Raw genomic sequence first — 12,255 nt, forward strand, 5'->3', positions numbered from 1 at the left:
GATCCCATCCCGAACTCGGCCGTGAAAAACCCCAGCGCCCATGATACTGTGCCTCAAGGCACGGGAAAGTCGGTCGCCGCCAGATCTTCCAGTCAGTCCTTTCCTAAACCCCCTCCTGTTTCCAACAGGAGGGGGTTTTTTGTTCTGCAGATACAGTAATGGGTGGGATCAGCGTCGGCGTGTGGCCATGTGCAACGTGAGCAGGAAGGCAAGCGTGGCGCAGATCCCACCCACCAGAAAGACCGAGGCATATCCGGTGCGATCCGCCAGCAGGCCGGTCAGTGGTCCTGTCGCGCCATAGGCCAGGTCCTGAAAAGCGGCAAATCCGCCGAGTGCGGTCCCACGCAGATGTGGCGGCATGATGCGTACGACCTCCACGCCCAATGCCGGATAGACCATCGAGCATCCCATTCCTGTCAGCACCGCCCCGACCAGCGCCAGCGTAGGAGAGGGTGCACACCACAGGAGATATTGTCCCGTTGCCTCCACCATCAGGGAGGCCAGCGCAACACGTACGCCCCCGACCCGGTCCGGCAGGTGCCCGCACAACAGACGGACAGCAACGAATGCTCCGCCGAAACAGGTGAGCCCCAGGCCTGCATGGGGCCAGTTACGGTGCATGAAATAGAGTGAGATGAACGTCCCCAGTGCGGCAAAGCCAACGCCCTGCAACCCCAATGCACAGCCGGGTTGCCAGATCCGGCCCAGTATGTGCCAGAATGGTTCGCGCCGTCCGTCATGTATGGGTGACGGCATGATGTCCTGTGACAGCAGCAATCCTGCGGCAGGCAGAATGGCACAGGTCAGCATGACCCCGCCAAATCCCGCCAGGTGAAAGATCGCAAGCCCCAGCGGTGCCCCCACGGCAAAGGCGCCATACATGGCCATTCCGGTCCATGCCATGACCTTTCCCGCGCGGGCATGTCCCATCAGGCCAATGCCCCAGCCAAGCATGCCGACCACGGTCAGGCTTTCCCCCACACCCAGCACCAGTCGCCCGGCCACCAGGACGAGATAGCGTAGTGGATAAGGCAATATGGGCAGGCTTGCCCCCGCGCAGATCAGGCCGGCAAGGATATAGCCCGCAAGGCCCAACCGCATGCAGGTGCGTCCGCCGCGCCCGTCTGCCAACTGTCCGGCATGGTTCCGGCTGATGATGGTGGAGGCAAAGGCAATTCCCACTGCCAGCCCTGCCAGCATGTTGCCGTATCCCGGCCATTGCGTGACGTACACCGGAATGACCGGCAATGATAACGCAACCGCCAGATATCCCAGGAACAGTGCTGCCGTCAGGCGCATCAGCACGCGGGAACGGTCATCGGGAGGGGAGATATCCATAATGTGCCTGCCGTCGTGCAAGGGAAGAGGAAAGACCGGATAAATTCATCGGATGTTTTTAAGGCATTTCGGGATATCGGCAAACCATGCCACGTATCTGTGATGGAAAGGCCCTGATCCCATCAACATGAATCAGGTGACTGCTTTACCTGACGACATCCGATACAAAGCCAGTCCTATGGGGATGGAAAATAATCTTTTTGCCAAGACCTGCTGCGATCAATGCATGACTGGCAGGGGAGATGCCCGGTACGATCGATTTGTTGTTCCGGATACGTCATATGAGCGAATGAAGCCATTTTACAAACGATATTCGTAACGTTATCGAGGGCATGTTTGTAAAACTGAAAGGATCATTGGCGGATGGATATGATCCATGATGCTGTCCGTATCAAAACTCCTGACAGGCTTGGTGAGACTGCTATATTGCATGTAAATAGCAACAGACAGAATGACGATGAGAGTTTTCTGCTGATTTTATCGTCAATTTTTTAAATCTGTTCGCGCTTGTGAGCCAAATAGAAAATGTTCAGTCACATAAGCCGATCTTGTGAAAAACTTGCTGTGGCATGTACAAGAGACATCTGCCGAGGTGTGTTGTCAGTGTACGGATCCCGACAAACGGGCACTTCCTTGAAAACGGGTTCTTCTGCTCAGCATGCAGATAGCCTGTAACGCAATGATTGGTTATGGGCGTGTCTGGGACAAAGACATCCCCCATGGAAAGCGAGGGCCGGGAAACGAACCGGGCAAGATGCACGACAATATGGTTTCTGATGGAAAATTACACGGATCATCAAAAACTTATAATTAAAAGAAATATTCCAATCCCGGATACGAAGTAAAATATAATAACACTAAAAAAACATTTATGATCATCTATGATGAAATCGCGGAAAAAAGAATGCGCTTTCCTGTCTCCTCATCTCAATGACGTTCTATTGCATGTATTTTTTAAATAAATAAGCTGCACATATTATCTTTTTATGCTGGCAAAAAGGTTGCGCGACTTCGCCGAAGGTGATGCTCTCGAGACATCAATATCTCGAAACATCAGGACGAGGCATGAAGATGACAACGCGTAAATCGGTGGGAACCTACCTGATCGAACGTCTCATGGCGCTGGGGGTTCGGCGGATCTATGGGGTGCCGGGTGATTACAACCTTGAATTCCTCGAACTGATTGAACGGACTGAGGGTATTTCCTTTGTCGGGAACTGCAACGAACTCAATGCGGCCTATGCCGCTGATGGTGATGCGCGCCTGTCGGGCCTGTCGGCGGTCCTGACCACCTATGGCGTGGGGGACCTCAGCGCCCTGTCCGCCATCGCGGGGGCCTATGCCGAAGGTGTGCCGGTCATCATGATCTCCGGCGTGCCGCCCTTGCATGCGATCACGCAGCGCGCGCTTCTGCATCATACGCTGGCCGACGGCAATTATGAAAATGTCATGAACTGCTATAGCCAGTTCACCGTCGCGCAGGCGCGGCTGCTGCCGCAGGATGCGGCGGGCGAGATCGACCGTGTGCTCGGTGCCGCATGGCGGGAGAAGCGTCCGGTCTATCTGCAACTGCCATCCGATACCTGCTGTGTGTCGGTGCAGGTTCCCGCCACGCAGGACGTGCCCGCACCGTGCGGCAGCGATCCGGTGCAACTGCAGGCCGCCGTTGCGAACATCATGGAGCGTCTGGCGCATGCGACAAGGCCCGTGCTGCTGCTTGATGCCCTTGTAAGGCGTTTTGACCTGCATGAACGGGTGGGAAAGCTTTCGCGGATGCTTGATATCCCGTTTGCAACCCTTCCGACGGGCAAGGGGGCATTATGTGAAACAGACCCGAATTATCAGGGGATCTACAGCGGCAAGGCCTCGGCCCCGGCATTGTATGAACGGGTCAGGACGGCTGACTGCGTGATCGGGCTTGGGGTCAGGTTTGTGGATGCGACCTCGGGCTATTTCTCATATGCCTTTGATCCTGCCGCATTCATCAATATCCAGGATTTTGACACGCGCTGCGGTGGGGATGTGTTCATGGGGGTGGCGGCAGCGGATCTGCTTGATGCCATCCTTGCGCAGGTCAGTGAACGCAGCGCGGCGCAGCAGGCGCCCACCCCCGCGGCCCCGCAGCCTGTGACGCCGCCACGGCACGCCACGGACACGCAGGACGCCGCGAACTGGGGACAGCCCGCATTCTGGGCACGTATCCAGACATTCCTGCGGCAGGGGGATGTCGTGCTGGCGGATAACGGCACGTCGCTGGTGGCGCTGACGCATATGCGCCTGCCCGCGCAGTGCCATTTCGTATCCCAGCCCATATGGGCGGCAATCGGCTATACGCTGCCGGCCCTGCTGGGGTCGCTCAATGCCGGGCCCAAGCGGCGTCACCTGCTGTTTATCGGGGATGGATCGTTCCAGATGACCGCGCAGGAACTGTCGGGCGTACTGCGCGCGCGGCACAAGCCGGTGATCTTCCTGCTCAATAACCGTGGCTATACCATTGAACGCATGATCCTTGGGGAAACGGCGGCCTATAATGACATCGCCAACTGGGACTATGCCGCGCTGCCTGGTGCGATGGGACCGTCCGATGCGGCCGTGTGCCTGCGGGTTAACAGCATGGCCGAACTCGAGGAGGCGCTGAAACAGGCCGAGGACCCGCAGCGCCTGGTGTTCATCGAGCTTGGATTCGCGCCAATGGATGGTCCGACGGGAATCACCACCTTTGGCGGCGTGGTGCGCCATTATGATTACGGCGCGTTTGGCGAGGGCTGATTTTCCCGCCGATATGTCACGGCAGGGGGCGATTTTGCATTGCGCTTCCTGCCGATCCGGCTATCCTATTGAAAAGCACGACAATCTGGTTTGCCTGCACAATTTTGCATCGCACGGCATTCCTGATGCAAAAATCAGCATCCCCCACATTCCAAAAATCATCACGAAAACGTGATCACAGTGATTAAAAAATAGGCTGTTCGCCCGTTTTTTGTGCATCGGATTGGGGCGGCAGGATCATTTGCGCATGGCCTGCCGTTATTTTCGTCACAAATATTCAAATGGTATTTTGACCCGACCGGATGTGGCATGGCGCAGTGTTTGTTTTGTGGTCAAATAATAATGACGATTTCCTTATGAAAATGTCATGAAAATAGTTCCCGATTATTTCCCGTTGCGGTGCGCCGGTGTTTCGTGTTTTTACCGCGTCACTCGAAGCCGAGAAATTGAAGGACAAAAAGAAATGCTGATCCAGAACCTGAGCGCCCTGCTTGCCAACTCCGTCCATGCCATGTCTTCGCTGACCATGGTGTCTTTCCTGCCGATGATCGCGGCACTGATGATTGCGACCCTGGTTTCCGACCGCGTTGCATAAGGCGGGGGTTTCTACCCCCACCTTGACCCTGTCCTCTTTTTTACCGGGCAGGTTTCCTGCAGTGGTTCCGATATGATGGCCAATGCCGCGGAAAATCCCGGCAGACATGATATCCCGCTGTAGTTCGCGATCGGGAGATGCCCGCAGGTTCCATAATGGACCTGATGGGAAGAAGATCGCGCTTCCGGCAATCTGGCATGTCATGATGCCAGTATTGACCGGGTATGATGACCATGAAGACATCATGAACAGAACTGTCACGCAGGGCAGGTCATCCGGACCGTTTCCCCCGATTGCCTGACAGAAGAGATCGCACGATGCCCGGCCATGCCGGGTCGGCGCATACAGGCCCAGCGCCTGTCCACACACCACCATGCCAGTCATCAGGATGTTTTGGGTGAAGCTTTTTTCAAAAAGCCAGCATCCGGAAATCCGTCCTGTCTCAAACCACCCCGATCAACTGATGGGCAGGTTCCGGTTGAGCGCACTCATGCCGCGGATGATGCTGTAGATTGTCCATGCGGCCCACCACAGCATCAGCAGCGCCGGGAAAGCCAGCAGGATGATCCCGGCCCCGCCCGTCAGTGCGGCGATCGCGATGCTGCACAGGTACAGGACCAGTCCTGCAATGGCGTAAAGCAGGCCCTTGAGGAAAAGGGTGATCTGGAACTGAAAGTGCGAGGTATAGGGTTGGGTCGAACTGTCCCTGTTGATGTAGGCCAGTATGATTCCCATGGCGCTGGTGCCGGGGATGAAAAACCCGATCAGGTAGAGAATATAGATAATATTGACCATGGAATTTCCGCTGCTCCCGGTGGGGGAGGGAGGGGAGGCCATGCTGTCATGAGGACTGAATTCCATGATGTGCCTTTTCTGCTGCCGTATCTGCTGGGGCGCGTCTGACGGTGAGTGACGGGCGTATGTCATCGTAGCATCCTGCTGCCGCGATGTGGTTGGAAGATGACATGGAGCCGGCCCGGTACGATGTGTAACCCTGCATGCCTGCGTGCAGCCTGCTGTTCCTGTCGTACTGCGTTTTGATATTATCGCAAATAACAGGATTACGTTCCGTATGGAATGCGCTGTCCCTGTTGGACTGGCGCGGATGCGACGGCATGTGCGGCGGATTTTGTCGAAATGTGGCGACGGGCCATCCCGGTGGGGAGGGGGCTTGCCTCCATCGGGGACGTGGGTGTATCGCCGATGCAAAGACGACCGTAAAACCGGTCATTACTATACTTCCATACAGAGCAGATACATGACCGAAACACCGACCGTCCAGCGTGCCGGGACGTCCGAGTCCTGGCGTGCGTCCATACATCCCGCATGGATCTTCTTCATTCTGGCGATGGGGGGATTTGCCATCGGCACCGCCGAATTCGCGGCGATGAGCCTTGTGCCGATGATTTCGCACGACATGCATGTGACCGTGCCGCAGGCGGGGCACGCGATCATCGCCTATGCGGTGGGGGTGTGCGTCGGCGCGCCGCTGATTGCCCTGATCGGGGCGAAGGCCAGCCGCAAGCTGATGCTGATCGGCATGACCGCGCTTTATGTGCTGGGCAGCGCGCTGACCGCGGTCGCGCCATCGTTTTCGTGGCTGCTGCTGTTCCGTTTCATCAGCGGCCTGCCCCATGGGGCCTATTTCGGCACGGCGGGCATTGTCGCAGCCTCCCTCGTGCCTGAACGCCAGCGCACGCAGGCGGTCGCGCGCGTGGTGCTGGGCCTGACGATCGCGACCATCGCGGGCGTGCCGCTGGCCAATGGGCTGGGGCTGCTGCTGGGATGGCGCTGGGCCTTCGTGCTGATTGCAGGCCTGGCCTTTGCCACCATGATGCTGGTGGTCGTGTTCGTGCCTGCCGATCCGGCGCGTCCCGACGCCAATGCCCTGACCGAACTGCGCGCCATGCGCAGCCGCCAGGTCTGGCTGACGCTGGGGATCGGGGTCATCGGGTTTGGCGGTATTTTCTGCGTCTATACCTATCTTGCCTCCATCTTGCAGGAGGTGACGCATGCGCAGCCGATCATGGTGCCGGTCATGCTTGCGGTCTTTGGCGTGGGCATGACGGTGGGCACGATGGCGTGCGCCTGGGCGGCGGACCGCAAGATGATGCCGACCATTGGCGGTACGCTGCTGGTCAATGCGGCGGCGCTGGCCGGGTTTCCGGGATCAATTCACAGTGTATGGGGCATGATGCCCATCGTGTTCATGATCGGCTGTGGCGGGGGGCTGGGCACCGTGATCCAGTCGCGGCTGCTCAGTGTCGCGGTCAATGCGCAGGCCCTTGCCGCCGCCATGAACCAGAGCGCCTTCAACCTTGCCAACGCCATTGGCCCATGGCTTGGCGGCCTTGCGATCTCGGCAGGCTGGGGCTGGGGTTCGGTCGGCTGGGTCGGGTGCGCGTTGGCGATGGGCGGATTTACGATGTGGATGCTCTCGCTCAGTGACGAGCGCGCGGCCGCCCGGCGCAGGGCTGGTGGCTAGGCTACGGTATTGAATGGTCAAGCCCCGGGCCTGTAACCTTGGGGCATGACATCTTTTTTTCCTGATGGGGTGATGCTGCCGCCTTTGCTGGGCGATCTCTTTCCCCCTTATGTCCTTCCACGCGCGGATGCGCCGCTGCTTTTGCGGGTGCAGGAAATACTCGACGCCGATATCGCCCCGCATGCGGCCGACCATGACCGTAACGGGCGGTATCCGGTCCATGCCGTCTCGCTGCTGAAACAGGCGGGGCTGCTGCTGCTGCCGGTGCCGCGCGCCTATGGCGGGATGGGGGCGACGCAGGCCCTCTCGCTGGAGGTCATGGTCAGGATCGCGGCGGCCGATCCCGCCGTCGCACAGATATATAAGGTGCATGACGACCTGGTGCGGGAGATATTTTCCTACGCCACCCCGGCCTTCTGCCATCACCTGGCCCAGCGCATCATGTCGGACCATGCGATCATCGGCATGGCGGTTGCGGAAAATGGCCGCACCGCCGACAGTTTCGTCCAGACGCTGGCCATTGCGCAGCCCGGCGGGCACTGGCTCCTGCGCGGGCGCAAGATCTATGCCACGGGTGCGGCGGGGGCGGACCTGATCGCCATTACGTCCTTTGACCCGCTTGCGGCACGGCGGTGCGATGACGTGCGTGCCGGCCTGCGTTTCGACCTTGTGCCACGTGGCGCGCCGGGATTGCGGGTCCTGCGTGACTGGGACCGGATGGGCCAGCGCGCGACGGATTCGGGCACGGTTGTGCTGGACGATGTCCGGGTCAGTGCCGCAACCAACGCCCTTGCACCGCAAAGCCCCCTGCCGATCCATACATCGCTGCGCCACCAGGCGGGATTCAGTGCCATCCTGGTCGGGATCGGCATCGGCGCGCTGCGTGCCGGGTGCGCCTTTGTCGCGCAGCACAGCCGTCCGTGGGGCGCCGCACAGGTCGAACGCGCGACGGATGATCCGTATGTGCGTCGCATGGTGGGGGAAATGGGGGCGGACCTGTCGGTGGCGTACTGCGCCGTGCGGCAGTGTGGCGACCTGCTGGACCTGTATGAACGCGGCGGCCTGTCGCGGGCCGCCCTGGCCATGCCCGTCAGCGCGGCGCGCTCTGTCGCGACGCGCGCGGCATTGCGGGCAACATCGGACATCCTGGCCGCGACCGGTGCGCGCGGCACGGACGCCCTGCATGGCTTTGACCGTTACTGGCGCGATGCGCGCACCCTGTCGCTGCATGACCCGGTGGACTGGAAAAATGCGGAGATCGGGCGACATCTCCTGACGGGCTGGACGCCGGAACCCGGGCCGTACCAGTAAGCCGGTGACGGAAAACTGCCATTGATGGAAAGGTAGAAGTTTTTGGTGAAGCTTTTTCCAAAAAGCTTCGAAAGACACTGCCTTTCTGAAAAAGGGCGGCACCCAGAAATTTTTATCTGATGCATGTAACGTTTCCTCCTTGGGGGGAGGAGATGGCCTGTGGCCTGTCATTTCGAATATACAACCACGTCCTGCCGCCAGTATGGCGGACATGGTGGAGAAAAGGATGATGGGCATGTTGCACGCGATCGGGTTGATGAGTGGCACGTCGCTTGACGGGGTTGACGCGGCACTGGTCGAGACGGACGGCCACAGGGTTGGCGCCCGTGGGCCGTCGCTGTCGCTTCCCTATGCCCCGGCCCTGCGGGAGAGGATGCGCGACCTGCTGGACCGTGCGCCCACCCTGCCGGCCGACGCCCCCGAAGTGCGCGCGGTGGAGCGTGAACTGACCCTGCGCCATGCCGAAGCCGTGCAGGCCCTGCGGGAAAAGGCGGGAAACCCGCATGTCGATGTTATCGGTTTCCACGGGCAGACCCTGCTGCACCAGCCACAGGCGCATCGCACATGGCAGGTGGGGGATGCGGACCTGTTGTGGCGGGAGACGGGGATCCCGGTTGTTTACGACTTCCGCAGCGCCGACGTGGCGAATGGGGGGGAGGGCGCGCCACTGGTCCCGTTCTATCACGCGGCCCTTCTGGCGGGGCGGGAACGCCCGGTTGCGATCGTCAATATCGGTGGCGTGTCGAACGTGACGCTGCTGGACACCGACGGGCGCGTGCATGCCTGCGATACGGGGCCGGGCAATGCGCTGCTTGACGACTGGGCGCGCATCCATACCGGCCATCCCTGCGATGTTGACGGGCAACTGGCCAGTGCGGGGCAGGTGGATGCGGATGTGCTGCATGCGCTGCTGTCGGATCCGTTCTTTGCACGGCCCGCGCCGAAATCGCTGGACCGGCAGTCGTTTCACCGCGCGCTGTCGATGGTGTCGCACCTGTCGGCGCAGGACGGGGCGGCGACGCTTGCGGCCTTTACCGTGGCGGCCATTGCCTCCGTCCCGCTGCCGCAGGTGCCGCGTGCGTGGTACATCTGCGGCGGCGGGGTGCATAACCCGGCCATCATGCGGGGCCTGCGCGCGTGTCTGCCCGGTATCGTCGCCCCTGTGTCCGGACTGGGCTGGGACGGGGATGCGCTGGAGGCGGAATGTTTCGGCTTCCTTGCCGTGCGTTCACTGCTGGGCCTGCCCATTTCCGCGCCCGAAACCACCGGGGTCAGCCATCCGCTGACGGGGGGATGCATTGTCGGTGCGCCTTTGCGCGCGTAAATAAGGCCCCCCGCGTTCATAACGGACTGTCCCTTCCCATGCCCGATGCCGCTTCCCTGCCTTTTGTCACGGTCATCTCCACCGGTGGAACGATCGCACGCCATTCGGACAATCCATGCGATACCGTGGATTATGCGGAAATAGGGCGCGACCTCGGGGCCGGTCACCTGCTGTCCGCGCTGCCCGATGTGGTGCGTGCGCGCTTTCGCGTGCGTGAAATCACGTTTTCCCAAAAAGACAGCAGCCATATGGATATGTCGCAATGGGCGGACCTTGCGCGCCGGATCCGCGACGTGCTGCGGGAAAGCCCCGACATGGCGGGCGTGGTGGTAACGCACGGCACCACCACGCTGGAGGAGGCGGCATTCTTCCTTGACCTTGTCCTGCATGAGGAACGCCCGGTCGTGCTGGTGGGGGCGCAACGTCCCGCCAGCGCCATCAGCGCGGATGGCCCGGCAAACCTGCATGCGGCCCTGCTGGTTGCCGCCAGCGTGCAGGCGCGGGGGCAGGGGGTACTGGTGGTTTCCGACAACGAGATCCATGCCGCGGGCAGCGTGACCAAGGCCTCGACCTATCGCCTGGATACGTTCCGCTCCCCCGATTTCGGCCCGCTTGGCGTGATCGAGGGGGATGAGGTCTGCTTCGCCCGGAAGGTGACGGCGCGCAGGCACATTGATGGCGATGTGCTGGACCGCATCATGCACGACAGGCCGCGCGTGGATATCTGCTACAGCTATTCCGGTGGGGATGGGGCCGCGATCGCGGCGTTCCGTGCGGCGGGCGCGCGGGGCATCGTGGTTGCCAGCATGCTGCCGGGCATGTGCGCCCCGGCGGAAAGTGCGGCGCTTGATGCGGCCTGCGCGCAGGGTGTGGCCATCGTCATGTCCAGCCAGGGATCATCCGGCGCGACACTGGCACGGCAGGACCTGCGTCAGCGCGGGATCATGGCGGCAGGGCGACTGCGCCCACGGCAGGCACGCATCCTGCTGACACTGTGCCTTGCACTCGACATGCCAGCGGCGCGCATCCAGCACCTGTTCGATCTTCCCTGAAGATAAAGGGCCGAAAAGAAGTTTTTTGGTGAAGCTTTTTCCAAAAAGCTTCGAAAGACGCCGCCTTTCTGAAAAAAGGCGGCACCTGAAAACGTCCATCACCCTACCGCGTCCATCAGAATACGCTGTTGAACGCGAATTGCGGGCACAGGACGCGCGCCGTGTTGTGCCCGGCGAACAGTGCGGACACCCCGGCAATGATGCCGAAACGCGGTGACCAGTTATATTCGATGGCCGGGGCGATCATCCAGTCACCCGAAGCCTCACCCGTGCTGCGTACCAGATGGCCCTGCGCATCGTGGCCATGGACGTACGCCCCGTCGGCCCAGTCGCGGGCGAGGTCCATCGCCAGGACCCATCTCTGGCTGATGCCGTATTCCAGCGAAAATCCACCCTCCCCATACATGCCGGGATGCGCCGCGCCACGAAATCCCGGCGTCGTGCCATAACTGCTGGTGTTGGTGATGCGTGCGGCACCCAGCGCGCGGCGCCATGTGCCCCATATCCGCAGGCGCAGCGCATGGTGCCCGGGCAGGACGTAGGTGGACTGCTCCGTCATGGCGAGGCGGAAGGTATAGGCCCCGCTGCCCACGCCGTCCTCGCTCCGGCCGAGGTTGCGGTAATCCCCGGTGGGAAAGGCGACGCCGGCAAAGATGCTGAGTGCGGGGATGAAATGCCGGGGATCCGCATTCAGGTAACGCCACATCACGTCCACGGGCAGGTCGCCCATTTTCGCGCCGCTGGTGGTGTCGCCATGCCTGCGCCACCCGTAGCTGATGGTGGGTGTGGTCTGCACGCTGATGGAATCGGTAATTGCGTATTTGTACAGCGTGAAATTCGAAATCTCGCGCATGCCGTCATGGATGGGGCGGCCATGTCCCCCGCTATCGAGGAAACCTGTCGGCGTGCTGTAGGTGAAATAGGGTTCCCACGCAAAAACGCCCTTCTGCGTCAGCGCGCCGGAGGGCGAGACGAGGGAGCCGGTATACCACTGTTCATACGTCCGTTCCTGCGCCTGTGACCCGCCGGCCGTACCATTGCCGGTATTCGCTGCCCGGGCGTCACACAGCGGCAGCATGATGATGGCGGCAAAGGCAATCCATGCATGCCGCATGGCGCTGCATGGACGGCGCTGCGTGGTGGTCAGGCATCTGTCGGGTATGTGTCCATGGGGGGCGCCATGGTCTGTGTGGGCGGGCAATAGGCTGGACTCGATATCGCAGGACAGGAAGGGAACCCGTGTGGAAACAGGGCGGGCCTGTCCGTGCGGTTCATGATGGGAGGGGCTGCGGCGGGGCGCTGCATTTCAGGGCATCATGACGGTTCTTGCTTTCCACCACATATCCATGATCGCCCGCCTGTCGCGCTCCTGCGCCACGGG

At 60.9% G+C, this 12,255-nt stretch carries 10 protein-coding genes and 1 rRNA gene; 7 read left to right on the forward strand and 4 right to left on the reverse strand.

All coding sequences use genetic code 11. The annotated features are described in order from the left end of the window. A 5S ribosomal RNA gene (gene rrf, locus CFR72_RS18495) occupies nt 1–85 on the forward strand; the annotation flags it as partial. Between the two features lie 83 nt (nt 86–168). Here rrf and CFR72_RS00005 read toward each other — a convergent pair. Continuing rightward, nucleotides 169–1,338 (reverse strand): MFS transporter, encoded by a 1,170-nt coding sequence (locus tag CFR72_RS00005; protein ID WP_110912052.1) that lies wholly within the window; start codon nt 1,336–1,338, stop codon nt 169–171. Between the two features lie 1,071 nt (nt 1,339–2,409). Here CFR72_RS00005 and CFR72_RS00010 point away from each other — a divergent pair. Together CFR72_RS00010 and CFR72_RS17070 are read left to right on the forward strand one after the other, a co-directional pair. After that, nucleotides 2,410–4,107, forward strand: coding sequence for an alpha-keto acid decarboxylase family protein (locus CFR72_RS00010; RefSeq protein WP_110912199.1), 1,698 nt, complete (start codon nt 2,410–2,412; stop codon nt 4,105–4,107). Further along, complete coding sequence (locus tag CFR72_RS17070) at nt 4,079–4,282, forward strand: hypothetical protein (protein ID WP_146220630.1); 204 nt, start codon at nt 4,079–4,081, stop codon at nt 4,280–4,282. The genes CFR72_RS00010 and CFR72_RS17070 overlap by 29 nt, the downstream gene beginning before the upstream one ends. A 102-nt stretch (nt 4,283–4,384) precedes the next feature. Here CFR72_RS17070 and CFR72_RS17415 read toward each other — a convergent pair whose 3' ends face one another. Then, the gene (locus tag CFR72_RS17415; protein ID WP_167400251.1) at nt 4,385–4,963 is read right to left on the reverse strand and encodes a hypothetical protein; all 579 of its coding nucleotides are present in this window, start codon (nt 4,961–4,963) and stop codon (nt 4,385–4,387) included. 195 nt (nt 4,964–5,158) lie between these two features. Further along, complete coding sequence (locus CFR72_RS00015) at nt 5,159–5,563, reverse strand: DUF4870 family protein (RefSeq protein ID WP_146220632.1); 405 nt, start codon at nt 5,561–5,563, stop codon at nt 5,159–5,161. Nucleotides 5,564–5,960: 397 nt separating this feature from the next. Between CFR72_RS00015 and CFR72_RS00020 the strand changes: the two genes are divergently transcribed. The 4 genes from CFR72_RS00020 to CFR72_RS00035 all read left to right on the forward strand — a co-directional run bounded on the left by CFR72_RS00020 (nt 5,961) and on the right by CFR72_RS00035 (nt 10,874). After that, nucleotides 5,961–7,187 carry an MFS transporter gene (locus CFR72_RS00020; protein ID WP_110912054.1) on the forward strand — a complete coding sequence of 409 codons (1,227 nt, stop codon included), beginning with the start codon at nt 5,961–5,963 and terminating at the stop codon, nt 7,185–7,187. Nucleotides 7,188–7,232: 45 nt separating this feature from the next. After that, complete coding sequence (locus tag CFR72_RS00025; RefSeq protein WP_110912055.1) at nt 7,233–8,498, forward strand: acyl-CoA dehydrogenase family protein; 1,266 nt, start codon at nt 7,233–7,235, stop codon at nt 8,496–8,498. Nucleotides 8,499–8,733: 235 nt separating this feature from the next. Then, on the forward strand, nt 8,734–9,822 hold the full coding sequence (locus CFR72_RS00030; protein ID WP_408869948.1) for an anhydro-N-acetylmuramic acid kinase: 1,089 nt from the start codon (nt 8,734–8,736) through the stop codon (nt 9,820–9,822). Between the two features lie 38 nt (nt 9,823–9,860). Next, nucleotides 9,861–10,874, forward strand: coding sequence for an asparaginase (locus tag CFR72_RS00035; RefSeq protein ID WP_110912056.1), 1,014 nt, complete (start codon nt 9,861–9,863; stop codon nt 10,872–10,874). Between the two features lie 115 nt (nt 10,875–10,989). On the opposite strand, the gene CFR72_RS00045 is transcribed toward CFR72_RS00035, so the two are convergent. Next, nucleotides 10,990–11,988 carry a hypothetical protein gene (locus CFR72_RS00045; protein WP_233042928.1) on the reverse strand — a complete coding sequence of 333 codons (999 nt, stop codon included), beginning with the start codon at nt 11,986–11,988 and terminating at the stop codon, nt 10,990–10,992. Nucleotides 11,989–12,255: the final 267 nt, after the last annotated feature.

This window comes from Gluconacetobacter entanii (assembly GCF_003206495.1).
Classification (GTDB): Bacteria; Pseudomonadota; Alphaproteobacteria; order Acetobacterales; family Acetobacteraceae; genus Novacetimonas; species Novacetimonas entanii.

What these genes read in the sequence shown, in the direction of transcription:
- CFR72_RS00005 (WP_110912052.1), bottom strand. Translation starts at nt 1,338, where the DNA reads ATGGATATCTCCCCTCCCGATGACCGTTCCCGCGTGCTGATGCGCCTG.
- CFR72_RS00010 (WP_110912199.1), top strand. Translation starts at nt 2,410, where the DNA reads ATGACAACGCGTAAATCGGTGGGAACCTACCTGATCGAACGTCTCATG.
- CFR72_RS17070 (WP_146220630.1), top strand. Translation starts at nt 4,079, where the DNA reads ATGATTACGGCGCGTTTGGCGAGGGCTGATTTTCCCGCCGATATGTCA.
- CFR72_RS00015 (WP_146220632.1), bottom strand. Translation starts at nt 5,563, where the DNA reads ATGGAATTCAGTCCTCATGACAGCATGGCCTCCCCTCCCTCCCCCACC.
- CFR72_RS00020 (WP_110912054.1), top strand. Translation starts at nt 5,961, where the DNA reads ATGACCGAAACACCGACCGTCCAGCGTGCCGGGACGTCCGAGTCCTGG.
- CFR72_RS00025 (WP_110912055.1), top strand. Translation starts at nt 7,233, where the DNA reads ATGACATCTTTTTTTCCTGATGGGGTGATGCTGCCGCCTTTGCTGGGC.
- CFR72_RS00030 (WP_408869948.1), top strand. Translation starts at nt 8,734, where the DNA reads ATGTTGCACGCGATCGGGTTGATGAGTGGCACGTCGCTTGACGGGGTT.
- CFR72_RS00035 (WP_110912056.1), top strand. Translation starts at nt 9,861, where the DNA reads ATGCCCGATGCCGCTTCCCTGCCTTTTGTCACGGTCATCTCCACCGGT.
- CFR72_RS00045 (WP_233042928.1), bottom strand. Translation starts at nt 11,988, where the DNA reads ATGCGGCATGCATGGATTGCCTTTGCCGCCATCATCATGCTGCCGCTG.